Below are 24,255 nucleotides of genomic sequence, written 5' to 3'. Positions count from 1 at the left end.
ACTGCTTGGAGTTAATCTCCGGTCAATGCAAAAACTCGCGGTGGCGGACCTTCTGGAGCAGGAAGAAACTGCCAGCTGCGTAGATCGCGAGACCGGCCAGCAGCACTGCCCAGCCACCAAGAGCGGCAAACGGAACTGCCAGCAGGATGGCGTTGCGCCGTGAGAAGAGCCAAACTTCTCCGTCGAGTGGAAGACTGGGCGTTTCTCGGCGCGCCGCTTCGGCGAACGCAGCGGCGGCCGCTGCCGAGGCCAATGCTCCCCACCCCGCGCCCGCTTTCATGCTGCACCAGCCCAAGGCCACAAGGGCAAGTCCCGCCGCCGGCCACAGCATGCGGCGGCTGAAGAGGGTCTGGGGCAAGGGCCTCAGGCGAAGCACCGCCAAGCGGCCGGCAATTAAGTCGAGAGGCGCGGAGAGCAGGAGAAGAACGACGGAAGTCGCTGGATAGCCAAGAAAAAATCCTGCCGATGCTGCCAAAGTCAGTGCCAGGGCAGCGCGGATCATCCAAACAGGACGCACTTCACGCGCGATCAACTCGCGGGTCGCGAGATCCTCGATCCAGGGCAGCAGATAACGGCTGGCGAAGTCACGCCGGCTTCCGCGCGATGCTGATAACAGGGCAGTCTCGAAATGTCCGAGTTGCTCTGCCCGGTCGACGAGCAGCGGCGCGCCCATCGATGGGTCGAGCGCGACACGTTCGACGCCATCCTGAACCGCGCGGCGGAGCAAAGTCGACTGGAGGTCCCAGTCGCCCAACATGGCGGCAGTGGACGACAGCAGGTGACCATCGATCGCCGCCACCCCTGCCCATCGGGACTGGGCATCGATCCGTTCGAATTGATCATGCACGTCGTCGTCAGGAACTGTCGCAATCAGCGGCTCCCCTGCCGAGGTGATCTGCGCCACCAGATCAGGCGTTGGCACCACCCCATCGCCGAGCAGGAGGATGGTACCCGTGGGTTCGAACCGGCTCGCCGCCTCCTGCGCGTCGCCGACGGTCACCACCGAAATGCCGTCGCCGCGAAGCCGCTCCAGCGCTTCATGTAGTTGGGGAGGGATGCGCTCAACCAGAACGACGATCGGCGAGGCTTCGACCGCGGCTGCGCAACGCGCCTGATACTCGACCAATGTTTGACCGGCGAGCGGAAGCAAGGCGCGCAGCCCGCCCTCGTCATCTTCCTGATAGGCGGCGATCAGCGCGCCTAGCGTCATTTCAATCCTCCCCGCCCCTTGCCGCGTCTCAAAACGCGCCGCGACTGCCCTCTCTAATCACTTTCCCGCCTGCACAAAGATGGTAAACTGCCGTTCATGAGCAGCAATCCCCAACGGTCGAGCGAGTCCCTGCCTCCATTGGAGCTCGATCAGAGGGTCGAGAGCGACGGCAGCGAAGCATTCGACGGCGGGTTCGATCCCATTCAGTGGCAGGAAAGCCAGGCGGAGACCCAGCCGAGCCCCGGCGGAGGGCGAACCGTGCTTGCCGCAGCGCTCTGGGCTCTTGCCGCCTTATGGCTGGGCTATACGGCCTGGTCCGCTGGGCGGGCGCTTGCGCGGCAGCCGCTGGGCTCTCCCGAGATTGCGCAATGGATTGCCGTGGCTGCCGGGCCGTTGGCGCTGCTCGGGCTCGTCTGGATCATGTTCGGCCGCACCCGCCGGCGGGAAGCAGAGAAATTCACGCGCTCGGTGATCGCGATGCGCACCGAGGCCCGCTCGCTCGAGGGCCTGCTGGGCGTGCTGTCGCAGCGGATTGCCGAGAGTCACCAAGCGCTTTCCGCAACCACCGAGCGGCTCATGTCGCTGGGCGATGAAGCAAGCGCCAAGCTCGGCAGCGCAGCGCGCGAGTTCGACGCGACGGGTGATCGCCTCACCGGCAAAGCGCAGCTGATCGACCGCGCCGCGGAGAGCGCGCGCAACGACCTTGCAGTGATCCTCGACGATCTTCCCAAGGCGCAAGCGGTGGTGACATCGCTCCGCGAGCAATTTGAGGGGATCGGCAATGAAAGCCAGGTGCGGACAGCGGCGCTGACGCAAGTGCTTGCGGACATTGCCGAGCGCACCCGCGACACCGACACAACGGTCAGCGACGCCGCCCATCGGCTGGTCGGCCACTTGACGCAGATCGAGAGCGCAGGCGCCGCCGCGGCCGTCCGGGTCAGCGAAGCGGAAGGCAGCTTCTCTTCCGCGCTCGATGCCCTGCTGGCGCGGACGGTGGCGACGCTTGACGAGGTTCGCCAAGGCGTGGACGCGCAGTCCGCCGCCATTTCCGCACTGGTCGAGCAGGCCGCGGCGGGAATCGGGCGCGCGGGCGTCGAATCTGCGGCGGTACTGGGCAATCACGTCGCCAGCGCCAACCAGTCGCTCGACGGGCTGTCGTCCCGCGTTGCGGAGCAGGAGCGCTCGGCTCAGCGGATGATCGCCGAGATCGACCGCGGGCTGGCGCTGATCGACCAGCGCTTTACCGAACTGGCTGCCAACGGGGACGAACGCGCGAACCGCTTCCTTGGATCGCTGGGCCGAGCACGGGCCGAGCTGGACGCACTGGCCGACAATGCCGGCGCGCGCGATCACACCATCGAGCAGCTCGCAGAGCGCACGACGGCGCTTCGGGAGAGCATCGCCACGCTTCAGACCGAGCTGACCGACAATCTTGCGCAAGCGCTTGGTGAGGCGCAGGCGGGCGCTTCCACCCTCCTCGAGACGACTCAGGCAGCACAGCCGGAGCTCGGAAGAATTCGCGACGCCGCCGCAGAAGCGAACCAACGGCTCGACGCCACGCGGGCGGCCATCAGCGGTCAGCACGAACAGCTGAGCGACCTCCTCGGCAGCATCGCGGCGGCGCAGCAAGACGCCGAGCGCCTGACGGCGGAGACTGCGCCGGCACTGGTCACCGCTCTGCTGCAAGTGCGTGAGACCGCCTCCCATGCCGCGGAGCGAGCGCGCGATGCGATCACTTCCGTGATCCCCGAAAGCGCGGGTCGCCTGTCGGAGGCGACCAAGGAAGCGCTGGAGCAGGTCATCCGCGACAGCATCGAAGAGAAGCTGCGCGGCGTCGAGCAACTGGCGGCGCATGCGGTGGAGTCCGCCCGAAGCGCGTCCGACCGACTTACTCAGCAGATGCTGAACCTCGGCCAGAGTGCGACGGCGCTCGAGCGGCACATCACGGACACCGATAAGGAGCAACGCGAGCGCGACAGCGACAGCTTTGCACGTCGCGTTTCGCTGCTGATGGACTCGATGAACTCGGCGGCGATCGACGTCGGCAAAATCCTGTCCGACGAGGTGGATGAGAAAGCGTGGGACAGCTACCTCAAGGGCAATCGCGGCGTATTCACGCGGCGGGCGGTGCGGCTGCTCGGCGGCACCGAAAGCAAGGCAATCCGCAGCCATTACAACGTCGACGGCGAGTTCCAGCAGTCGGTCAACCGCTACATCAGCGACTTCGAAGCAATGCTTCGGCGCGTGCTAGCCGACCGCGACGGCGGGATGATGGCGGTGACGCTGATGTCATCGGATATGGGCAAGCTATACGTCGCCCTGGCCGAAGCGGTTGAACGCCGGCGCTAAATTCGTAATCATTTACGTCGTGGTGTCGAAAACACGTTCACCATAAGCGAAAAGCGGCGAAGAGCTTCGGGACTGAGCCTCCGCTCCGAAGCAGAGCCGTCTTCACCCTTTTGTGTCCACGCCAGTACAGCAGCGCCGGGTGGCCCGGATCGGATTGCTCCAGCGCTTCCGCCTCCTCATCGGTCAGCGTGCTGCGGCCGGCAACGTAATCACACAAGCCTTCGGTCAGCCACTGAGGGTACCGCTTATCGGCCAGAATCCCGAACTTCCGCCTGATCGCGCCGTGGGTGATCTCATGAGTGATCGTGCTCGACAGGGCTCGTTTGCCGCCAACGCGCGAGCGACGAAACACGGCATCCGCGCCTGGGTCGTTCTTGTTGATCACAATCGTCTCGACCATCGGACGAGAGAGCCCAAAGGGGCCATCGGCGCCCCGCTGCGACAGCCAGTGCCAACGCAAACCTCCCTGCGTGAGGAAGATGCTTTGGTTTGCCTTCGTTGGCAGGGGAGAAGCCGCCACAAGCGCGTCGGCCCTTCGCACCGCCGCCACCGTCGCGTCATCGATTGGACGCTCGGAGTAGACAAGGTGCTTCCCTACCCTTGCGCTATGCGGGAAGGCGAGCAGCTGAGGTGCAAAAACCGGAGACACCAGCGTTGCGCCTGCTGCCAAAAGCGCCATCCTGCCCCACCTGCGCATACCAAACCTTTCGCTCAATCCGCTGCAAGCTGGCTAGCGGGAGCGACGCGGTCTACGTCGGCTCGACGAACGGCAGGCTTCGTGTTGCAGGGCGCCGCGCAGACGCGACGAACGGCGGTTCAGTTGTACAAGTCGAGGTCGTCCATGGTGACCCACCCGAACTGCCAATTGACGTAGTAGATCCCGAACAGGATCAGCGCGAGTAGCGCCGCTTTGAGCAGGTGTCGCGGCAGGTCGAAGCGGTGCGGCGCGCTCTCCGCCTGGCCGGGAACACGCTCCGCGCCCATTTCCTCGTCTGTCTTCACGCCAAAGGGAAGAAGGATGAAGGCGCTGGCGACGAAGAAGAGCAGGTAGATCGCCGAAATGGACGTCGCCTTCATCAGCGCACCGTGATGAAGCTGACGTCCACGATGGGCTTCTTGCCGGTCCACAGGGTGGCACAGCGGCGGACGGCGAGGCGGACAGCCTCGCGCGTTTTCTCCTGATCGCTGCCTGGCGCGTAGGCTGCGGCCGCCGCGCCGACTGCATCGGCAATGAAATCGTCGCGGTCCTCCTCGACCGGCACGCCAAACGGGCGGACGGCGATGTCGCCGGCGAGCCGCTTCTGACCGTCGATCGGCAGCGTGACGGCCAATACGCCATTCACGCCGATCCGGCGTCGCTCGTTGATGGTGGTACCGTCAGCGGGAAGGATCACGTCGCCGTCGAGCACCAGTTGCCCGACACGCTCTTCACCGACCTTCTTGGGGCCGTCGGGGGCGAGACGAATGACGTCACCATTTTCCTGGACGATTGCCCTAGGGACTCTATGCCCAAGCGCGAGCCGGGCATGTTCCGCAAGGTGCCTCTTTTCGCCATGCACGGGCACCACTATTTCCGGACGAATCCAGTCGTACATCTGCTTCAACTCGGGTCGGCCCGGATGGCCCGACACGTGAACGTGCGCCTGTTTCTCGGTGACGATGAGGACGCCGAGATCCGACAGCTGGTTCATGATCCGGCCGATCGATACCTCGTTGCCCGGGATGATCCGCGACGAGAATATGACGGTGTCGCCCTGCCCTAGCTTCAGCTCGTGATTGCCCGAAGCGATACGCCCGAGCGCGGCGCGGGGTTCGCCCTGGCCGCCGGTGGCGATGATCAGCACCTCATGCTTGGGCAGGGTCATGGCTTCGTCGAAGCGGACCGGTTCGGGGAAGTCGAGGAGGTAGCCGGTGGCCTTCGCAACCTTCAGAATGCGGTCGAGCGAGCGGCCGGCGACCACGACCCGACGGCCGCTCTCTTCGGCAACCCGGCCCAGCGTCTGAAGGCGCGCAGCGTTGGAGGCGAAGGTGGTGACGAGTACCCTGCCCTTCGCCTTTCGTGCCTGTTCGACCAAGCCGGCGTGAACGCTTTGCTCTGAGCCGGAGGGCGCATCCTGAAAGACGTTGGTGGAATCGCACACGAGGGCGAGCACGCCTTCGTCGCCGATACCGGCCAGCACTTCCGGACTGTGCGGCTCGCCAAGCACCGGCGTGTCGTCGATCTTCCAGTCGCCGGTGTGAAAGACGCGCCCATGCGGCGTTTCGATCAGCAGGCCGTTGCCTTCCGGAATGGAGTGGGACAGCGCGACGAATCGGACCTTGAAGGGACCGAGCTCGACCTGGCCGCCGCGTTCGACGATCTTGAGCTTTACCTGGCCGGTAAGCCCCTCCTCTTCCAGCTTGCCGGCGATGAGGCCTGCGGTGAACGGAGTGGCGTAGAGTGGCACCTTGAGGTCGGCAGCAAGGTAGGGCAGCGCGCCGATATGGTCTTCGTGGCCATGGGTGAGAATGATGCCCTCGAGCTTGCCGCGCTGGCGTTCGATGAACTCCAGATCGGGCAGGATGAGGTCGACGCCAGGATAATCGGGCCCCGCGAACGTGAGACCGAGATCGGCCATCAACCAGCGGCCGCGGCAGCCGTACAGATTGACGTTCATGCCAATCTCGCCCGACCCGCCGAGGGCCAAAAACAGCAATTCTTCGCCTGGAGTCATTCGTTCTTTCACACCTGCTTGTGGAGCAGGATCAACCCTTGGATGGTGAGGTCGGGTTCAACCGCGTCGAACAGGGTCGTGCGTTGGTTGAAGATGGTGGCGAGACCGCCCGTGGCGATGACCTTCGCGGGGCGGCCGATCTCCGCCCGGAGGCGTGCAATCAGCCCTTCGATCATCGCTACATAGCCCCAGTAGATGCCGATCAGCATCTGGCTCTGCGTGGTACGGCCGACGACGCTGTCGGATGCTGGTGCCTCGATCGCGATTCGCGGGAGCTTGGCAGCGGCGCTTACCAAAGCGTCGAGCGAGAGGTTGAGGCCAGGCGCGATGATCCCGCCCTTGTATGCGCCTTGGCCGTCGATCACGTCGAAGGTGGTGGCGGTGCCGAAATCGACGACGATCAGGTCGCCTGCATGCTTGGCGTGGGCCGCGATGGCATTGAGAGCCCGGTCGGCGCCGACATTCTGCGGCTCGTCGACGTCGAGCTTTAGCGGCCAGGCGGCGGCGCCCTGCCCGGCAATCACCGGCTCGACGCTGAAATATTTGCGGGCGAGGACCTGAAGGTTGTGAAGCGCGCGGGGAACCACCGTGCCGATAATGACGGCCGTGACGGCGCTCCGCTCATAACCTTCGAGCTGGAGCAGTTGGTGAAGCCAGACGGCATATTCGTCGGCGGTCCGGCGCGGGTCGGTTGCAATGCGCCAGCGCGCCTTGATGGCGTCGCCGTCGACCAAAGCGAAGACGAGGTTGGTGTTACCGGCATCGATCGCGAGCAGCATGGCCTACTCCAGCGAAATGTCGCCGGCGCGGACCGTCCGCTCCGACCCGTCGGCAAGCTCCAGGCGAAGCGCCCCGTCCGCTTCCAGCCCGGCGAACTTGCCTTCCGTAACCGCGCCCGAATCGTCGTGGAAGCGCAACGACGTGCCGATTGCGTGGGCGCTTTCCATCCACGCGGTGGTGAGGCGCACCGAGTCCGTGCGCCACATTTCGAGGGCGCGCGCGAAGGCACCGGCGAGGACGGGAGCAAAGCTTTGCGGGCTGACGAGCGCCACGGAGGCGAGCGTCGCGGCTTCACGGTCGGGAAGGTCCGGCGCGACCGCAAGGTTGACCCCGAAGCCGGCGACCAGACGGTCGCCGCTCCGCTCCAGCAGAATACCGGCGAGCTTGCCCTGTCCCATCAGCAGGTCGTTAGGCCACTTCAGGATGAGCCCGGTCGCGGGCGCCACCGCCTCTACGGCGCGAATCACCGCAAGACCTGCAGCAAGCGACAGGCTTTGCGGTGCCGGGTCACCGGCTCTGATCGTCACCAAGGTCGAGCCGAAGAAATTACCCTCCAGCGATTGCCACGGGCGGCCTTGCCGCCCCTTCCCCGAATCCTGCGCAAGCGCGATCAGCCAGTCGCCTTCGACCGCCCCAACGTCAGCCAGCAGGTCGGCATTGGTCGAGCCGGTCCGCTCGACGATGCGGATACGGCTCAGAACAGAGCCCCTGCGGCGCGATTGGTGAGCTCGCCAAGCGGTTGGATCAGGAGATAGCCGAGCGGCGACACGACTAGGATGGAAAGGAAGATCAGTGCGCTCTGCACCGGCTCGCGAACCTCGGCGTAGGGCTCGGCGGGGGCATCGAAATAGATGATCTTCACGACCCTCAAATAGTAATAGGCTCCGATCACGGTGCCGATCACGCCGGCAATGGCGAATGGGAACAGGCCCGCGTCGACGGCGGCGTTGAACACCATCAGCTTGGGCCAGAATCCGAAGAACGGCGGGAGGCCGGCAAGGCTGAACATGAAGATAGCAAAGGCCGCAGCCAGCAGCGGCCGGGTCTGCGATAGTCCGGACAGGCTTTCGAGCGATTCTATCGGACGTCCTTCGGCATCGCGCATGCGAAGCACGCACAGGAAGACGCCCAGCGTCATCGCGACATATACGGCCATGTAGAAGAGCACGGAGGACGTCCCCGCCTGCCCTGCCGCGGCAAGGCCGATCAACGCGAAGCCGACATTGTTGATCGACGAATAAGCGAGCAGCCGCTTGATATTGGTCTGACCGAACGCCGCGATGCCGCCGAGATAGATGGAGGCGAGCGCCGCGAAGATCATGATCTGCCGCCAGGCGTCGGTCGCCGGTCCCAATGCCTCGATGCAGACCCGGGTGCCGAGCAGGATGGCGGCGACCTTCGGCGCGGAGGCGAAGAAGGCGGTGACCGGGGTCGGTGCGCCTTCGTACACGTCGGGCGTCCACATGTGGAACGGCACGACACTCGCCTTGAAGGCGACGCCCGCCATCATGAACACAAGGCCGAGGAGAAGCCCAAGGCCCGGCGTCTCACGGCCGAAGGCAGCGGCAATGCCGTTGAAGTTCATGGTTCCGGTGAAGCCGTACAGCAGCGAGATACCGTAGAGCAGGATGCCGCTGGCGAGGCCGCCGAGCACAAAATATTTGAGGCCGGCTTCGGCCGATCGTTCGTCACTGCGCCTGTAGGAAGCGAGCACGTAAGCCGAGAGGCTCTGAAGCTCGAGACCGACGTAGAGCGTGATGAGGCTGGTCGCGGAGACCATCACCGACATGCCAACGGAGCTCAGCAGGATCAGCACCGCATATTCGGGGCTATGCTCGGTGTGCCGCTCGAACCAGCCTTGCGCAGCGATGATGGCGACCGCGGCTGCCGGGAAGATCAGTGCCTTGCCGAAGGTGCCGAACAGGTCCGCGCTGAGCAGGCCGCCGAACACGGGTCCCGCATGGGAAGGTGCGCCGATGAGCGCCACCGTGGCGGCAAGCAGCAGCGCAACCGCCGACCAGCTGGTCAGTGCGGCGCCGCGGCGACCAACGAATGCGGCAACCATCATCAACAGGATGGCGCCTAGGGTCAGGATCACCTCAGGGAGGATAGGGGCGAACTGGTTCATCTAGTGTGCCGCCTCTGCGGCGGGCGCATGGGCAGGTGGCTCTTCCTCACCTACGAGCGTCTTCAACGGCGGTTTGCCGGCGGTAAGGTGCGCGTCGCCCGCCGGTTTGGCGCGCTCGATACGCGTCAGGAGGACACCGACGTCCTTGCGGATCGGCGCCATGAAGCTTTCAGGATAGACGCCCATCCACAGCACCACGGCCGCAATCGGGGCGAGCAGCCACCATTCGCGTATGTTGAGGTCGGGCATGGCGGCGGCATCGGCATTGCGGCTCGTGCCGTAGGCGATGCGCCAGTAAAGGTAGAGCATGTAGGCGGCACCGAGGATGATACCGGTGGTTGCGACGATGGCCGCCCAACTGGACACCTCATAGGTGCCGAGGAGGCTCAGGAACTCGCCCACGAAGCCGCTGGTGCCCGGCAAGCCGACGCTCGCCATGGTGAAGAGCAGGAACAGCAAGGCATAGCCCGGCATGTTGTTCGCCAGGCCGCCGTAGCGCTCGATCTCCCGGGTGTGGAGCCGGTCGTAGATGACGCCGACGCACAGGAAGAGCGCGCCCGAGACTAGGCCGTGGCTCAGCATCACGATCATCGCGCCTTCGATGCCCTGCCGGTTGAAGGCGAACAGGCCGAAGGTGACGAACGCCATGTGGGCGACTGAGGAATATGCAATCAGCTTCTTCATGTCGCGCTGCACGAGCGCGACGAGGCTGGTGTAGACGACGGCAACGCCGCTCAGCGCAAATACCAAGGGCACGAACTGCGCCGACGCTTCGGGGAACATCGGCAGCGAGAAGCGGATAAAGCCGTAGCCGCCCATCTTCAGAAGCACGCCCGCCAGGATCACGGAGCCCGCCGTGGGCGCCTGCACGTGGGCGTCGGGGAGCCAGGTGTGGACCGGCCACATCGGCATCTTGACCGCGAAGCTGGCAAAGAAGGCCAGCCACAGCCAGGTCTGGACGTGCGGCGGGAAATCGGTCGCCATCAGCACCGGGATCGAGGTCGTGCCGGTCTTCCCCACCATATAGAGCATGGCGATCAACATCAGCACCGAGCCGAGCAGGGTGTAGAGGAAGAACTTATAGCTGGCTTTGATCCGCTCGACGCCGCCCCAGATGCCGATGATCAGGTACATCGGGATCAGGCCGGCTTCGAAAAAGACGTAGAACAGGAACAGGTCCTGCGCCGCGAAGACGCCGATCATCAGCGCCTCCATCAGCAGGAAGGCGGCCATATATTCCGGCACACGCTTCTCGATCGACCGCCAGCTGGCACCGATGCAGATCGGCATCAGGAAGACGGATAGCAGGATCAGCACCAGCGCGATGCCGTCGATCCCGAGCGCCCAGGCAAAGCTGTTGGCGGGACCCAAATGCTCGGTGAATTGCCACTGGGCGCCGCCGATGTCGTAATTCGCCCACAGCAGCAGGCCGAGCCCGAAGTCGATCAGGGTTGCGATGAGCGCGATCCAGCGTGCGCCCTCTGCCTTCAGGAACAAGGAAATGGCGCCCGCGACCAGCGGCACGAAGATCAACAGGGAAAGCAAGGGCAAGCCGTTCATCAGTGACCAGCCCACAGAATGGCCCAGGTCGCCGCGCCGATCAGGCCGAGCAGCATCACGAGTGCATAACTATAAAGATATCCCGATTGCAGGCGGGTGGTCAGGCGATTGCCGAAACCGACAGCGACTGCAGCGCCATGCGGACCGAAACGGTCGATCGTCTGCTCGTCGCCCCGGTGCCAGAACAAACGGCCGAACCAGAGCGCGGGGCGAACGAAGATCATATTGTAGATCTCGTCGAAATACCACTTGTTGAGCAGGAAGCGGTGAAGCGCCGGGAATTGCTTCACGAACCCCGCCGCGGCCTCCGGACGACGGACATAGTTGTTGTAGGCGATTGCTAGGCCGATCATCATCACCGTCAACGGCGTGAACTTCACCCAGTCGGTGACCTCATGCGCGGCGTGGGCGAGATGTGCATCGAACGCCAGGCTGCCATTCCAGAAGTGCGCGCCGCCCTCCGCGTCGATGAAGGCGTGATGAAAGACCAGGCCCGCAAAGACTGCACCCGCGGAAAGCAGGATCAGCGGCACCAGCATTGGCAGCGGGCTTTCGTGCGGGTGGTAGCCCGCGGTGCCGGTCGCCGGAACGCCATGCGCGTCATGGCTGCTGTCGCCATGCTCTTCGTCCGGATGGTCATGGGAGTCACCGTGAACCGCATGCTGGATATGCTCGGACGCCGCCCAACGCGGCTTGCCGAAGAAGGTCAGGAAGATGAGGCGCCAGCTGTAAAAGCTGGTCAGCAGCGCCGCGAATGCGCCGAGGAAGAAGGCGATGTGGCCCGGAACGCTGCCGATCGCCCAGGCGCTCTCCAGGATCGCATCCTTGGAGAAATAGCCTGCGAAGCCGATCCCAAAGATGCCGACGCCGGTGATTGCCAGCGTACCCGCGATCATCGTCCAGAACGTCAGCGGGATCTCCTTACGAAGCGCGCCGTAAAAACGCATGTCCTGTTCATGGTGCATGGCGTGGATGACGGAGCCGGCGCCGAGGAACAGCAGAGCCTTGAAGAAGGCGTGCGTGAACAGGTGGAACATCGCCGCGCCATAGGCACCGACGCCCGCCGCGAAGAACATGTAGCCGAGCTGCGAGCAGGTCGAATAAGCGACGACCCGCTTGATGTCGTTCTGGGTCGTGCCCACCGTCGCCGCGAAGATGCAGGTGGCGGCGCCCACATATGTCACGACATGCTTGGCCGTCTCGCTGACTTCGAACATGGGCGACAGGCGGCAGACCATGAAGACGCCGGCGGTGACCATGGTCGCGGCGTGGATCAGCGCGCTGACCGGAGTCGGGCCCTCCATCGCGTCCGGAAGCCAGGTGTGAAGGCCGAGCTGCGCCGACTTGCCCATCGCGCCGACGAACAGCAGCAGGCAGAGCAAGGTCATGGTATCGACCCGCATTCCGGCAAAGCCGATGGTGGAGCCGGCCATGCCAGGTGCCGCGGCGAGGATCGCCGGAATGGAGACGGTGCCGAACACCAGGAAAGTGCCGAAGATGCCGAGCGAAAAGCCGAAGTCGCCGACGCGATTGACGACGAACGCCTTAAGCGCGGCGGCATTGGCGGACGGCTTGTGGTACCAGAAGCCGATAAGGAGGTAGGAAGCAAGGCCCACCCCTTCCCAGCCAAAGAACATCTGGACGAGGCTGTCGGCGGTCACCAGCATCAGCATCGCGAAGGTGAATAGCGACAGATAAGCGAAGAAGCGGGGCTGGCTGGGGTCCTCGGCCATATAGCCCCAGCTGTAGAGGTGGACGAGGCTGGACACGCTGGTGACCACCACCAGCATCACGGCCGTCAATGCATCGAGCCGGAGCGCCCAGTCCACTTGGAGATCGCCGGAGCGGATCCAGTCGAGCACGTGGACGACGGTCGGCTGCGCCTCGCCAGACAGGTAGGAAATGAAGATCGGCCAGCTGAGCGCGCAGGAAATGAACAGCGCGCCGGTGGCGATCGCCTTGGCCGGAACCTTGCCAATCAGGCGCCCGCCCAGGCCGGCGACGACCGCGGCGAGCAGCGGCAGGAAGACGATAAAGACGAGCGGGTGCATCAGCCCTTCATCCTGTCGGCGGCGTCGACGGCGATGGTGCCGACACGACGGAAGAAGATAACGAGAATGGCAAGACCGATGGCGGCCTCGGCGGCGGCAACAGTGAGGACGAACATGGCCATCACCTGCCCGGCGAGATCGCCCAGATACGCCGAAAAGGCGACCAGGTTGATGTTCACGCTGAGCAGGATGAGCTCGATCGCCATCAGCATCAGGATGACGTTGCGGCGGTTGATGAAGATCCCGAACACGCCCAGCACGAACAGGATCGAGGCGACCGCGAGATAATGGTTGAGGCCGATCATAGCTTCATGCCCTCGCCGACGCCCGGGTTCAGGTTGCGGGTCGAGTCCTCTGGACGGCGGCCGATCTGCTTGGACACATTCTGCCCGCGAGTGCCGGTCCGCTGGCGATGGGTGAGGACGATGGCGCCGATCATTGCCACCAGCAGGATGAGGCCGGCCAGTTCGAACGGCATCAAGTAGCGGCTGTAGAGCTGCTCACCCAAGGCGACGATGTTGGACTGTCCATTGTTCGCCGCATTCGCACCGTTCATCGCCGGCCCCGACCCCCGGGCCTGAACGCCGATCAGTATCTCTGCAAACAGCACCAGCGCGATCAGCACCGCGAACGGCAGGTTGCGGGAGAAGCCCGAGCGCAGCTGGCCGAAATCGATGTCGAGCATCATGACCACGAACAGGAACAGCACCGCGACCGCGCCGACGTAGACGATCACCACCAGCATCGCGATGAATTCGGCGCCCAGCAGCACCATTAGGCCCGCCGAGTTGAAGAAGGCGAGGATCAGCCACAGCACGCTATGAACGGGATTGCGCGCGAAGATCACCGCGATTGCCGAGGCAATCGTAACCGTCGCGAACAGGTAGAATGCGATAAGAGCGATCATGAGATTGCGGGGGCGCTTATCGGTAGGGCGCGTCGGCGGCAAGGTTCGCCGCAATCGCTTGTTCCCAGCGATCGCCGTTGGCGAGCAATTTGGCCTTGTCGTAGAGCAGTTCTTCGCGCGTTTCCGTCGCGAATTCGAGGTTGGGGCCCTCGACGATGGCGTCAACCGGACAGGCTTCCGCGCACAGCCCGCAGTAGATGCACTTCACCATGTCGATGTCGTAGCGAGTGGTCCGGCGGCTGCCGTCCTCGCGCGGTTCGGCCTCGATGGTGATTGCCAATGCCGGGCAGACTGCCTCGCAAAGCTTGCAGGCAATGCAGCGCTCTTCGCCGTTGGGATAGCGGCGCAGCGCATGTTCACCGCGGAAACGCGGGCTCTGCGGCGTCTTTTCGTACGGATAGTTGATGGTCGCCTTGGGCTTGAAGAAATACTTCAGGGTCAGGGCATGACCCTTCACCAGCTCCCAAAGCGTGAACGATTTCAGCCACTGGCCGATCATGCGGCGGCTCCATAGCGGGTCAGCATCAGGTAACCCGACACGAGGAAAACGAAGACGAGGCTGAGCGGCAGGAAGATTTTCCAGCCGAGGCGCATCAGCTGGTCGTAGCGATACCGCGGGACGGTGGCACGAACCCAGCTGAAGACGAAGAAGAAGAACATCATCTTCGCGAACAGCCAGATGATCCCCGGGATATCGAACCAGGGGATGAGGTCGATGTTGAGCGGCGGCAGCCACCCGCCCCAGAACAGCAGGGCGTTCAGCGCCGTCATTAAGATGACGTTGCCATACTCCCCGAGCCAAAAGAGCGCGAAGCTCATCGAGCTATATTCGGTCTGGAAACCGGCAACGAGCTCGCTTTCGGCCTCGGTCAGGTCGAACGGGGTGCGGAAGGTCTCGGCCATCGAGCTGATCAGGAACACAATCGCCATTGGGAACAGCAGGGGGTTGAAGCCGAAGCCGTTAAGCAGGCCGAACACATGGCCGGTCTGCGCCAGAACGATGGTGGATAGGTTGAAGCTGTTCGCCCACAGAACGACGCTGATCAGAACGAAGCCGATCGAGACTTCGTAGCTCACCATCTGTGCGGCGGCCCGTAGCGCGGAAAAGAACGGATATTTGGAGTTGGAGGCCCAGCCAGCGACGATAACGCCGTAGACGCCGAGCGAGCTGGCCGCGAGGACGTAGAGCAGCCCGACGTTGATGTCGGCAAGCACCACGCCCGCGTCGAACGGGATCACGGCCCATACGATCAGCGCCGTCGTGAAAGCGACGATCGGCGCGATCATGAACAGTCCCTTGTTTGCGCTGGTCGGGACGATTGTTTCCTTGAGGAAAACCTTCAGACCGTCGGCGAAACTTTGCAGCAGGCCGAACGGGCCGACCACGTTGGGACCACGGCGGAGGGCGATGGCTGCCCAGATCTTACGATCGGCATAGATGATCATCGCCACGGCGAGCATCAGCGGCAGGGCGATGACGAGAATGCCGATAATCGTCGCGAGGAACCATGACCATTCGTAGGTCACGCCCCAGTTCTGGAAAAAGGCGGTCATTCCGCTGCCTCCAGGGTGGCCGCGTGGCCGTGCACAAGCTCTTCCGAGCAGCGGTGCATGGTCGGGCTGGAGCGCGCGATCGCGTTGGTGAGGTAGAAATCGCTAATCGGGTAGCGGATCTCGCCACCGGCCGTGCCGGCAAGCACCGGTGCCGACCAGGGCAGGTCGATCAGTCCGTCACGGCCAAGCTCAGGATGTTCGGCGACCATCTGGGCGCGGAGCTGGTCGAAGCTGTCGAATGGCAGATCCTGACCGATCAATTGCGACACGGCACGGAAGATCGCCCAGTCTTCCTTCGCCTCACCCGGCGGGAAGGCGGCGCGCTCACCGCGCTGCACCCGACCTTCGAGGTTGACGTAGGTGCCATGCTTTTCGGCATAGGACGCAGCGGGCAAGATGAGGTCTGCCAGCTTCGCGCCCTTGTCTCCGTGATGGCCGACATAGACCTTGAACGCACTCTTGAAGCGGTCCGGTGCGACCTCGTCAGCGCCGAGGAGCAGGACGAGACCCGGGTTTGCCGCCTCGATGTCGGCGATGCCGCCCTTTTGCGCGTAGCCGAGGATCAATCCCGCCATGCGCGAGGCCGCGGTATGGACGACGTTGAAGCCGTTCCATCCATCCTTGATGAGGCCGAGCGGCTGAACGAGCGCCAGCGCAGCGCCTAGCGCGCCGGCAGCGAGTGCGCCCGGACCGACCACCACTGCCGGCTTGGCAGCTGCGCCAAATGCGTTCGTAACGTCCGTCGGCAGCTTGCCGAGCAGCTTTGAATCGTTGCCGAGCCACTGGACCTTGAAGCCAAGGTCGGCTTCCGGCCCGATGCCGTAGATTGCCGCACCCTTGCGAGCCGCCTTGCGAATCCGGGTCGCGACGAGCGGCGCTTCCCAACGAATATGCGAGCCGACCAGCAGGATGGCGTCGGCATATTCGATTCCGGCGATGGTTGAGTTGAACGACACGGCGGAGAGGCTCGACGTGTCGTAGGAAAGGCCCGTCTGCCGCCCTTCAAGAAGTGTGCTTCCCTGCCCTGCAAGCAGCTTCTTGGCCGCATACATGGTCTCTGCGTCCAACAGGTCGCCGGCTATGGCGGCGACGTTGGCGCCCGCCTTTTTCAGCTGCTTTGCAAAGAGGTCGAGTGCGTCGCTCCAGCTCGCCGCGCGCAACTTGCCATTCTCACGCACCCAAGGACGGTCGAGGCGGTTACGGACCAGCGCGTCGGCATGGTGCCTTGTCTTGTCGCTGATCCACTCCTCGTTCACATCCTCGTTGATGCGGGGCAAGATGCGCATCACCTGGCGCTGGCGCAGGTCGAGGCGGATGTTGGAGCCGACCGCGTCCATGACGTCGATGGCCGGCACACGGCGCAGCTCCCACGGGCGCATCTCGAAGATCTGCGGCTTCTGAAGCAAGGCGCCGACCGGGCAGACATCGGCCAAATTGCCGCTCAACTCGCTGTCGATCGCCCGTTCAAGGTAGGACGTGATCTGGCTGTCCTCGCCGCGGTAGAGCATACCGATCTCGGGTACACCGGCGACCTCGGACGAGAAGCGGATGCAGCGGGTGCATTGGATGCAGCGAGTCATCGACGTCTTGATGACCGGACCCATGTACTTGTCGTCGATGGCGCGCTTGTTCTCGTCAAAGCGCGTGTAGCCGCGCCCGTAGGCCATTGCCTGATCTTGAAGGTCGCATTCACCGCCCTGGTCGCAGATGGGGCAATCGAGCGGATGGTTGATGAGCAGGAACTCCATCACCCCTTCGCGCGCCTTCTTGACCATCGGCGTGTCGGTCTTGATCGTCTGCCCATCCGCCGCGGGTAGAGCGCACGACGCCTGCGGCTTGGGCGGGCCCGGCGCCACCTCAACGAGGCACATGCGGCAATTGCCAGCGATGCTTAGCCGCTCATGGTAGCAGAAGCGCGGAATCTCCTTGCCGGCAAGCTCGCACGCCTGAAGCACGGTCGCGCCCTGCGGAACTTCAAGCTCGACGCCATCGACGGTGACTTTAGGCACGGCAGAACTCCGGTCGCATCGCGCCGGTTCGCTCGTCGCGAGGATGGGTCAATGAAAGGTCTGGCTCAAGCATGCGGGTGCAAGTTCGGAATTGAAGTTGCACGCCGACTAGTCGCTGTCTCGCCAGACTTCCAGAGCTAAGTAAGGCCCCAAGCGGGCCGAGATCAGAAAAAGCTGAGATCAGCCGTTTGTTGCGCGCGATGCCGCCTCGAGCAAGGCGAGGCGCCATACCGTGGCGCCGCCGTCTTCCACGATCACCGAGCCGCAACCCCGCGTCTGGGCAAGCAGAGCGGCCACCGACTGCTGCTCCGCAGCAGATTCCGGGTCAGTGCTGAGGACGGTCTTTACCGCCTGTGGCGCGGTTCGAAGCTGGCAGGCGCTGACAGCCAATTCACTATCCTCGTCACGGAACATGCCAAGACCGGCCACCGGGGCCGTCACATAGCCATTTTCAAACGCCGTTTCGAAGAACGCAGCGCGCATGATCGCGGCCGACATCAGGCTGGGCGTGGCTGCGCAGCCCCGCTGGCGGATGGTGATGTCGCGAAGAACGTCGCGTCCCGCGGGCTTGCTTGCATCCGAAAGCGCCGCAGATCGGACGAGCGAGCTGTTGTAGCGCGACACGCAGGAAGCGAAGCGCAGGGCGTCGCGATAGGATTGCTGCTGCCGGCCTACCCAATCGGTGTTGTAAGCAAACGCATATGCATCCCTGGATGAGCCGGGCGTGATCGAACCGCTCAAGTTCGACGGCAAGTTCGACGGCGTTGGCGGACTAGGAGGCGTGGACGGCTGGGGCTGCGTCTGGGCTACTGCACCGCCAGACATGGTCAGGCAAACGGCCAACATCGTTATCGTGACAGGCTTCATTTTCTCGCCTCCTCAGCCGCAGAAGCGGCAACCTTGCGATATTCGCGCTCAAATAAGATCCGGCTCAGTCAGCTTACGCCCTTGCACCGGATGGTCAATAAGGCGGGGCCATCAGTCACGAATGGAGTAAGCGGCATCGATCAGCGCCAGGCGAGCCGCCGTTGGCGTGATTGAACCTTTCGCCAAGGACGTACATCGCGGCGTACTGGCGAACAGTCGCTTGACTGCGATTTCTTCCGCCATCTCACCGGGACGGGTGGACAGAACATCCTGGATCAGCCCCGGCGCGGTGCGCAGCTGGCACGCCGCTAGCGCCGCGACAGGGAATGACTTGATGTTCGCGGGAACCCCGACATAGCTGGTTCCGGCGCCCGCGCGAACGGCGCCCTGGCGGATGCTGAGTTCGGCGAAAGCGGCGCGAAGCAGCAATGGGGGTACCGTGACGCGTGTACCGCACCCGCGGTAACGTGACGCGAGGCGAACCAGATCGCTGCGGTACCGACTATCCCCAATGGGGCGGGACAAAATCGACGCAGGTGCGGCCGCGTTATACGAGCTCACGCATTCGGCAAAGCGGAGCGCATGATCGTATCCGCCGTTGGCGAAGGCGCGAACCTCCTCCCAATCACGCATGAATTGCCAGGCTTCGGGCGAGAATTCACCGGTAAGCTTGGCATTGCCGCCGGCAAGGACGCCGGTCGGACAGAGCATCGACGCGACCCCCGCCAAGACGGCAATTTTCCTTTTGGTCACCATCTCAGATCTTCCTTTCAGCCACCAACCTGCCCGCGCATCGGCGCGGTTGAGCTTAGAGATCCGGCACGCCGAGAGTACGCTCCACCAGACGCTTGCTCAAGGGGCATCAGGCATCTTGAGACATCGCACCTGACACATCGGCTTGCGAAGCGGTTAGCGTGCGCTGGCCATGGTCGCCTTGCGGCGGTCCTGGTAGAATGCGTCGGCAAGCCCGGCCCGAACTAGCGTCGGCGGCGTCTTTTCAAGGCCCTTCACCACCCCGCAGGTCGTCGATTTGGCATAAAGCGCCTGTGCCGCCGCTCGCTCTTCCAGCGAGTTGGGTGTGGTCGAAAGCACGGCTGCGGCCTCGGTCGGCAACGCCATCACCTGGCAGCGCGATACCCAGGACAAAGCGAGGTTCGCGGCCTTGAACTTCTGCTCACCGCGCGGCGACGCCTGGATGAAGTCCTCGACTTCCTCGATGCCGACGGAGGAGCGCTTCGACGGGTTAGGGTCGGCACCCGCCTGCTTCCACAGGATTTCCGCCACGGCTCCGCGCAGCATCACCGGCTGGATAGTGCGCCGGGTGATCGCGCAGGACCCGTACCGCTTGGTAAGGTCGCGAATGGCACCCAACTCCTGCGAGCTTCCGGCATCATAGTTCAAGATTGCCGCTACGCCGGCGGGGTTCAGCCGGGCAGCGCAGGTCGCGAACCGCAAGACGTTCGCATATGTATCGCCGCCTTGGGGCGTCGCGTTGCGAAACGTGTTCTCGAAGTAATCGGATTCCTTGTTGGAGACGTCGAACACCTCCTGGTTCGCGCGAGCGGGAGATCCCTGCGCGACGGCGACCTGAGACATCAGGACGGCGGAAAGGACCGCCGGGGCGGCAAAGGCTACTTTCAACATCGGGCATCCTCCTCGTTTCGACGGAAGATTACGCCTCATCACCGTAAACGCAAATGGCGCCGCGCCGGGAGGATCAACGCGGATCCGCACCGGTCACCGCATCGAGAAGCGCGAGACGGGCTGCCGTTGGATGCATCCGGCCCGCGACGCCTCCACAGCGGGGTGTTGCGGCGAGGACGGCATCGGCAGCCTTACGCTCCTCCGCGCTTCCCGGACGGGTCGAGAATAAGCTCGAGACCGCCACCGGCGCCGTTTGCACCTGACAGGAGGCAATGCGGCCGATCGGGTAGCCTTCGACGACGCTCGGCACTCCGATCCTGGCCGCGGCTTGCTTCAGCAATCCATGTTGATGGATCAACAGCGACTCGGCGATGGCCGCTCTAATCAACAAAGGTGCAACGGCACCTGCTTCGCCGACGCAGACCCTGTAGCGCCCCGCAAACCGCTGCATGGTGCGCGCTTCGTCACCATGGCCGATTGGCCGATCGATCAGTCCGACCACGCCGGCGGGGTCAATCCGGCCGGCGCAACGGACAAATTGCAATGCGCTCTCGTAGCGGTTCGCAAGCGCGGACCAGCCGGTCTCAGTGCGATTATCGATGTGGCTTGCTTCCGGTGTAGTCCAGATCTCGGCGTGACTTGGGCGGCCATCCACGGGCCCGGCGTGCGATCCTGCGCCCTGCGCAGTTGCGGCGTCTGCCGATCCGAATGCGGCCGCTGCGACAATGACCCTGGAAGCACGGTGCATAGAACAACCCCGACAAACATCGGCGGCATAGTATCATGAGGATCCGCAGGCGGAAAACGCCGACGAAGACCTATTCCGCCGCCTCCAGCATCGTTCGTCCAGCGCGCTCGGCGATGCGGCGTTCGATCTCGGGGCGAAAATGCTTGATCAGGCCCTGGATCGGCCAGGCGGCGGCGTCGCCTAGCGCGCAAATGGTGTGGCCTTCGACCTGCTTGGTGACGTCGAGCAGTCGGTCGATGGTGGCGACGTCGGCGTCACCTTCGCGCAGCCGCTCCATGGTGCGCCACATCCAGCCGGTGCCTTCCCGGCACGGCGTGCACTGGCCGCAGCTTTCATGCTTGTAGAAATAGCTGAGGCGGCTGATCGCGCGGACGATGTCGGTGGACTTGTCCATGACGATCACGGCCGCGGTGCCGAGGCCGGAGCCGAGCGCCTTGAGACCGTCAAAGTCCATCGGCGCGTCCATGATCTGCTCGGCCGGGACCAACGGAACGGACGAACCGCCCGGGATCACCGCCAGCAGATTGTCCCAGCCGCCGCGAATGCCGCCGGCATGGCGGTCGATCAGCTCCTTGAAGCTGATGCCCATGCTTTCCTCGACGACGCAGGGCTTGTTCACATGGCCGCTGATCTGGAACAGCTTGGTGCCTTCGTTCTTCTCGCGCCCGAAGCTGGCAAACCAGGCGGCGCCGCGGCGAAGGATGGTCGGCACCACCGCAATGCTCTCGACATTGTTGACGGTCGTCGGGCAGCCGTAGAGGCCTGCGCCGGCCGGGAACGGCGGCTTGAGGCGCGGCTTACCCTGCTTGCCTTCGAGGCTTTCGAGCATCGCCGTTTCTTCGCCGCAGATATAGGCGCCGGCGCCGCGGTGAACGAACAGGTCGAAGTCGTAGCCGGAGCCCGCCGCATTCTTGCCGAGCAAGCCTGCGGAGTAGGCCTCGGCGACCGCCTTGCGGAGCGCGGCCGTCTCTTCGATGAACTCCCCGCGCACGTAGATGTAGGCGGCGCGGGCGCGCATTGCGAAGCCGGCGAGCAAAGCACCTTCGACCAGCTTGTGCGGATCGTGGCGCAGGATCTCGCGGTCCTTGCAGCTTCCCGGCTCGGACTCGTCGGCGTTGATGACGAGGAAGTTGGGCTTACCCGGCTTGGGCTCCTTGGGCATGAAGCTCCACTTCATGCCCGTTGGGAAGCCAGCGCCACCGCGGCCGCGCAGGCCCGATGCCTTGACCACGTCGATGATGCCGTCTTGGCCCAACTGCATCAGCTTGGCGGTGTCGTCCCAATCGCCGCGAGCCTGCGCCGCCTTCAGATCTGGCGACTGGAAGCCGTAGACATTGGTGAAGATGCGGTCCTTGTCGGACAGTGCGGTGGTGGTGCCCATCAGCCGATGACTCCCGTGTACCAGAGCGCGACGGCGATAACGATCAGCGCCAGCACGGCAAACTTCACCAGCCCCGCGATGAAGCGGAACGCCAGAAAGGCGAGCACGGCGGCGACGATGATGGGAAGCAGCTGTTCCACTTACGCGCCCTCACCAGCCGCAGCATTCCACTGCGCGCGATAGTCGTAGTTGCGCTCGGCCATCTTCTTCAGCGTGGTCGGGCCGCCTTCGGGGCAGCTGGTCTGGCGATCGATCTGCGGACCTGGCTTGGGCTTCTCACCGCGGGCGAGCGCGTCGAGGACGGCGGTCATGCTCGCCTCGGTGAGGTCCTCGTAATTGTCGTCGTTGATCTGGACCATCGGCGCGTTGGCGCAGGCGCCGAGGCATTCGACCTCGGTCAGCGTGAACAGGCCGTCAGCGGTCGTGTGGCCCTTGCGAAGACCCTTTTTGTAGCAGGCTTCCAGCACGTCGTCCGACCCGCGCAGCATGCACGGCGTCGTTCCGCACACCTGCACATGGTAGCGGCCGACCGGCGCCAGATTGAACATGGTGTAGAAGGTCGCGACCTCCATGATGCGGATCGGCGTCGTGTCGATCTGCGCCGCGACGAACTCCATCACGGGCACCGGAAGCCAGCCCTGCGTGCCTGTTTCTTCCCCGACCTGCCGCTGGGCGAGGTCGAGCAGGGGGATGGACGCCGACTGCTGACGGCCTTCGGGATAGCGGGCGATGATCTCCGCAGCCTTCCGGGCGTTCTCCGAAGTCCACTGGAATCCGGACCAGCGCGCGCGGACCTCTGCCTCGTCGGGGATTGCAGCTTGTTCAGCCATTTTGAATCCCGTTGCTCGCGCTGCCCGTTGTTCTGGTATCAAGCACGAGCCTACAGAATGAGTAAATCACTTGAATTCCGAGACTTGCAACGATCAACCAGCCCCAGTTCCTTGAAACCCAGGACGTGAGTTCTGCCGAGGGTGCGATCCACTGCAGTCCCCTTGAAACAGAGAACCAGAAAGCAGTGAAAGCGAACAGCGCCACCACGTAGGCGAGGCGCCCAGCGAATGGATTGTTCGGGCGCGCTTCGACCAACCAACACTCTAGCCGGTAGAAAAGATGGAAAGGACCAATCACCGGTCACACTCCCCGAACACTACGTCGATGGCGGACAGGACGGCGGTGGTGTCCGCGAGCATATGGCCCTTCATCATGAAGTCCATCGCCTGAAGGTGGCTGAAGGCGGTCGGGCGGATCTTGCAGCGGTAGGGCCGGTTGGTGCCGTCGGCGACGAGGTAGACGCCGAACTCGCCCTTGGGACTTTCGGTGGCGACATAGACCTCGCCCGCGGGCACGTGATAGCCTTCGGTGTAGAGCTTGAAGTGATGGATGAGCGCTTCCATCGATTGCTTCATCTCACCGCGCGGCGGCGGATAGACCTTGCGGTCGAGACTTCCGACCGGTCCTTCGGGCATTTGGCTAAGGCACTGACGCGCAATCTTCCAGCTCTGCCGGACTTCCTCGACGCGAACCATGAAGCGGTCGTAGCAATCGCCGTTGGTGCCAACGGGGATGTCGAACTCCATCCGGTCGTAGACTTCGTACGGCTGGCTCCGGCGGATATCCCATGGGATGCCCGACGCGCGGATCATCGGGCCGGAGAAGCCCCAGGCGATCGCGTCTTCCTTGCTGACGGTGCCGATGTCGACGTTGCGCTGCTTGAAGATGCGGTTGTCGGCGACGAGGCTGATCGCGTCCTCGAACAGCTTCAGGCGCTTGTCGAGGAACTCCCCGATCATGTTCAGCACCTTGGGCGGGATGTCGTAGTGGACGCCGCCGACGCGGAAATAATTGGCGTGCATGCGCGCGCCCGAGACATGCTCGTAGATCTGCATCAGATCTTCGCGAAGCTCGAACAGCCACAGGTTGGGCGTCATCGCGCCCACGTCCATGATGTGGCTGCCGAGGTTCAGCATATGGTTCTTGATGCGGGTCAGCTCCGCCATCAGCACGCGGATGTACTGCGCGCGGATCGGCACCTCGAGGCCCATGAGCTTCTCGATAGCAAGCACGAAGCTATGCTCCATGCACATGGGCGAGCAGTAATCGAGGCGATCGAAGTAAGGGATCGCCTGCTGGTAGGTCTTGTACTCGATGAGCTTTTCGGTGCCGCGGTGAAGCAAGCCGACGTGCGGATCGACGCGCTCAACGATTTCGCCGTCCAGCTCCATGATTAGGCGTAGCACGCCGTGCGCCGCCGGATGCTGCGGGCCGAAGTTGATCGTGTAATTGTTCGGCTGACCCTGGTCGGGCTGGATGTCCGACCCGCTGGTCGCGCCGACGCCGCCGCCCATGCTGACTT

General features: G+C 63.9%; 23 protein-coding genes. 1 reads left to right on the top strand and 22 read right to left on the bottom strand.

Translation table 11 applies throughout. The annotated features are described in order from the left end of the window. Positions 1–22: 22 nt before the first annotated feature. On the bottom strand, positions 23–1,210 hold the full coding sequence (locus tag G7077_RS13450) for a glycosyltransferase family protein (protein ID WP_166412150.1): 1,188 nt from the start codon (positions 1,208–1,210) through the stop codon (positions 23–25). Positions 1,211–1,306: 96 nt separating this feature from the next. Between G7077_RS13450 and G7077_RS13445 the strand changes: the two genes are divergently transcribed. Further along, a complete protein-coding gene (locus G7077_RS13445; protein WP_166412149.1) occupies positions 1,307–3,559 on the top strand; it encodes a coiled-coil domain-containing protein in 2,253 nt (750 codons plus the stop codon). Positions 3,560–3,596: 37 nt separating this feature from the next. Here G7077_RS13445 and G7077_RS13440 read toward each other — a convergent pair whose 3' ends face one another. The 21 genes from G7077_RS13440 to G7077_RS13340 form a co-directional block, all read right to left on the bottom strand. Further along, on the bottom strand, positions 3,597–4,109 hold the full coding sequence (locus tag G7077_RS13440; protein WP_166412148.1) for a hypothetical protein: 513 nt from the start codon (positions 4,107–4,109) through the stop codon (positions 3,597–3,599). Positions 4,110–4,375: 266 nt separating this feature from the next. Next, entirely contained in the window at positions 4,376–4,636 is a 261-nt protein-coding gene (locus tag G7077_RS13435) for a DUF1467 family protein (RefSeq protein ID WP_166412147.1), read from the bottom strand. Further along, a complete protein-coding gene (locus G7077_RS13430; RefSeq protein ID WP_166412146.1) occupies positions 4,636–6,273 on the bottom strand; it encodes a ribonuclease J in 1,638 nt (545 codons plus the stop codon). Before G7077_RS13430 ends, G7077_RS13435 begins: the two co-directional genes overlap by 1 nt. 8 nt (positions 6,274–6,281) lie before the next feature. Continuing rightward, on the bottom strand, positions 6,282–7,052 hold the full coding sequence (locus G7077_RS13425; protein ID WP_166412145.1) for a type III pantothenate kinase: 771 nt from the start codon (positions 7,050–7,052) through the stop codon (positions 6,282–6,284). A gap of 3 nt (positions 7,053–7,055) precedes the next feature. Then, entirely contained in the window at positions 7,056–7,700 is a 645-nt protein-coding gene (locus G7077_RS13420) for a biotin--[acetyl-CoA-carboxylase] ligase (RefSeq protein WP_246167576.1), read from the bottom strand. Between the two features lie 47 nt (positions 7,701–7,747). Then, positions 7,748–9,181 (bottom strand): NADH-quinone oxidoreductase subunit NuoN, encoded by a 1,434-nt coding sequence (gene nuoN / locus G7077_RS13415; protein WP_166412144.1) that lies wholly within the window; start codon positions 9,179–9,181, stop codon positions 7,748–7,750. Next, the gene (locus G7077_RS13410) at positions 9,182–10,741 is read right to left on the bottom strand and encodes an NADH-quinone oxidoreductase subunit M (protein ID WP_166412143.1); all 1,560 of its coding nucleotides are present in this window, start codon (positions 10,739–10,741) and stop codon (positions 9,182–9,184) included. It abuts the gene before it with no gap. Continuing rightward, on the bottom strand, positions 10,741–12,792 hold the full coding sequence (nuoL, locus tag G7077_RS13405; protein ID WP_166412142.1) for an NADH-quinone oxidoreductase subunit L: 2,052 nt from the start codon (positions 12,790–12,792) through the stop codon (positions 10,741–10,743). The genes G7077_RS13410 and nuoL overlap by 1 nt, the downstream gene beginning before the upstream one ends. Further along, positions 12,792–13,097: an NADH-quinone oxidoreductase subunit NuoK gene (gene nuoK / locus G7077_RS13400; protein ID WP_166412141.1), complete on the bottom strand. Its 306-nt coding sequence runs from the start codon at positions 13,095–13,097 to the stop codon at positions 12,792–12,794. The genes nuoL and nuoK overlap by 1 nt, the downstream gene beginning before the upstream one ends. Continuing rightward, the gene (locus G7077_RS13395) at positions 13,094–13,699 is read right to left on the bottom strand and encodes an NADH-quinone oxidoreductase subunit J (protein WP_166412140.1); all 606 of its coding nucleotides are present in this window, start codon (positions 13,697–13,699) and stop codon (positions 13,094–13,096) included. The genes nuoK and G7077_RS13395 overlap by 4 nt, the downstream gene beginning before the upstream one ends. Before the next feature lie 16 nt (positions 13,700–13,715). Next, positions 13,716–14,198: an NADH-quinone oxidoreductase subunit NuoI gene (nuoI, locus tag G7077_RS13390; RefSeq protein WP_166412139.1), complete on the bottom strand. Its 483-nt coding sequence runs from the start codon at positions 14,196–14,198 to the stop codon at positions 13,716–13,718. Beyond that, positions 14,195–15,253, bottom strand: a complete 1,059-nt coding sequence (gene nuoH, locus G7077_RS13385) for an NADH-quinone oxidoreductase subunit NuoH (RefSeq protein ID WP_166412138.1) — start codon at positions 15,251–15,253, stop codon at positions 14,195–14,197. Before nuoH ends, nuoI begins: the two co-directional genes overlap by 4 nt. Further along, the gene (gene nuoG, locus G7077_RS13380; RefSeq protein WP_166412137.1) at positions 15,250–17,262 is read right to left on the bottom strand and encodes an NADH-quinone oxidoreductase subunit NuoG; all 2,013 of its coding nucleotides are present in this window, start codon (positions 17,260–17,262) and stop codon (positions 15,250–15,252) included. Before nuoG ends, nuoH begins: the two co-directional genes overlap by 4 nt. 180 nt (positions 17,263–17,442) lie before the next feature. Further along, on the bottom strand, positions 17,443–18,003 hold the full coding sequence (locus G7077_RS13375; RefSeq protein WP_166412136.1) for a hypothetical protein: 561 nt from the start codon (positions 18,001–18,003) through the stop codon (positions 17,443–17,445). 237 nt (positions 18,004–18,240) lie between these two features. Next, positions 18,241–18,885: a hypothetical protein gene (locus G7077_RS13370; protein WP_166412135.1), complete on the bottom strand. Its 645-nt coding sequence runs from the start codon at positions 18,883–18,885 to the stop codon at positions 18,241–18,243. A gap of 153 nt (positions 18,886–19,038) precedes the next feature. Next, positions 19,039–19,773, bottom strand: coding sequence for a hypothetical protein (locus G7077_RS13365; protein ID WP_166412134.1), 735 nt, complete (start codon positions 19,771–19,773; stop codon positions 19,039–19,041). Between the two features lie 73 nt (positions 19,774–19,846). Further along, a complete protein-coding gene (locus tag G7077_RS13360) occupies positions 19,847–20,521 on the bottom strand; it encodes a hypothetical protein (RefSeq protein ID WP_166412133.1) in 675 nt (224 codons plus the stop codon). Positions 20,522–20,591: 70 nt separating this feature from the next. Then, positions 20,592–21,902, bottom strand: coding sequence for an NADH-quinone oxidoreductase subunit NuoF (gene nuoF, locus G7077_RS13355; protein ID WP_166412132.1), 1,311 nt, complete (start codon positions 21,900–21,902; stop codon positions 20,592–20,594). Beyond that, positions 21,902–22,042 carry a hypothetical protein gene (locus tag G7077_RS13350; RefSeq protein ID WP_166412131.1) on the bottom strand — a complete coding sequence of 47 codons (141 nt, stop codon included), beginning with the start codon at positions 22,040–22,042 and terminating at the stop codon, positions 21,902–21,904. The genes nuoF and G7077_RS13350 overlap by 1 nt, the downstream gene beginning before the upstream one ends. Beyond that, a complete protein-coding gene (locus G7077_RS13345) occupies positions 22,043–22,732 on the bottom strand; it encodes a complex I 24 kDa subunit family protein (protein WP_166412130.1) in 690 nt (229 codons plus the stop codon). Between the two features lie 294 nt (positions 22,733–23,026). Beyond that, complete coding sequence (locus G7077_RS13340; protein WP_166412499.1) at positions 23,027–24,247, bottom strand: NADH-quinone oxidoreductase subunit D; 1,221 nt, start codon at positions 24,245–24,247, stop codon at positions 23,027–23,029. Positions 24,248–24,255: the final 8 nt, after the last annotated feature.

Source organism: Sphingomonas piscis (genome assembly GCF_011300455.1).
GTDB lineage: Bacteria > Pseudomonadota > Alphaproteobacteria > Sphingomonadales > Sphingomonadaceae > Sphingomicrobium > Sphingomicrobium piscis.
The sequence above is the reverse complement of the archived record's forward strand: the minus strand, read 5'-3'. Positions and strand labels throughout refer to the sequence as shown.

Bases quoted from the DNA above. Each gene is read 5' to 3' on its own strand.
- G7077_RS13410 (WP_166412143.1), bottom strand. From the start codon at position 10,741: ATGAACGGCTTGCCCTTGCTTTCCCTGTTGATCTTCGTGCCGCTGGTC.
- nuoF (WP_166412132.1), bottom strand. From the start codon at position 21,902: ATGGGCACCACCACCGCACTGTCCGACAAGGACCGCATCTTCACCAAT.
- G7077_RS13345 (WP_166412130.1), bottom strand. From the start codon at position 22,732: ATGGCTGAACAAGCTGCAATCCCCGACGAGGCAGAGGTCCGCGCGCGC.
- nuoI (WP_166412139.1), bottom strand. From the start codon at position 14,198: ATGATCGGCCAGTGGCTGAAATCGTTCACGCTTTGGGAGCTGGTGAAG.
- G7077_RS13425 (WP_166412145.1), bottom strand. From the start codon at position 7,052: ATGCTGCTCGCGATCGATGCCGGTAACACCAACCTCGTCTTCGCTTTG.
- G7077_RS13395 (WP_166412140.1), bottom strand. From the start codon at position 13,699: ATGATCGCTCTTATCGCATTCTACCTGTTCGCGACGGTTACGATTGCC.
- G7077_RS13435 (WP_166412147.1), bottom strand. From the start codon at position 4,636: ATGAAGGCGACGTCCATTTCGGCGATCTACCTGCTCTTCTTCGTCGCC.
- nuoL (WP_166412142.1), bottom strand. From the start codon at position 12,792: ATGCACCCGCTCGTCTTTATCGTCTTCCTGCCGCTGCTCGCCGCGGTC.
- G7077_RS13450 (WP_166412150.1), bottom strand. From the start codon at position 1,210: ATGACGCTAGGCGCGCTGATCGCCGCCTATCAGGAAGATGACGAGGGC.
- G7077_RS13340 (WP_166412499.1), bottom strand. From the start codon at position 24,247: ATGGGCGGCGGCGTCGGCGCGACCAGCGGGTCGGACATCCAGCCCGAC.
- G7077_RS13370 (WP_166412135.1), bottom strand. From the start codon at position 18,885: ATGGTGACCAAAAGGAAAATTGCCGTCTTGGCGGGGGTCGCGTCGATG.
- nuoK (WP_166412141.1), bottom strand. From the start codon at position 13,097: ATGATCGGCCTCAACCATTATCTCGCGGTCGCCTCGATCCTGTTCGTG.
- G7077_RS13430 (WP_166412146.1), bottom strand. From the start codon at position 6,273: ATGACTCCAGGCGAAGAATTGCTGTTTTTGGCCCTCGGCGGGTCGGGC.
- G7077_RS13365 (WP_166412134.1), bottom strand. From the start codon at position 19,773: ATGTTGAAAGTAGCCTTTGCCGCCCCGGCGGTCCTTTCCGCCGTCCTG.
- G7077_RS13445 (WP_166412149.1), top strand. From the start codon at position 1,307: ATGAGCAGCAATCCCCAACGGTCGAGCGAGTCCCTGCCTCCATTGGAG.
- nuoN (WP_166412144.1), bottom strand. From the start codon at position 9,181: ATGAACCAGTTCGCCCCTATCCTCCCTGAGGTGATCCTGACCCTAGGC.
- G7077_RS13360 (WP_166412133.1), bottom strand. From the start codon at position 20,521: ATGCACCGTGCTTCCAGGGTCATTGTCGCAGCGGCCGCATTCGGATCG.
- nuoH (WP_166412138.1), bottom strand. From the start codon at position 15,253: ATGACCGCCTTTTTCCAGAACTGGGGCGTGACCTACGAATGGTCATGG.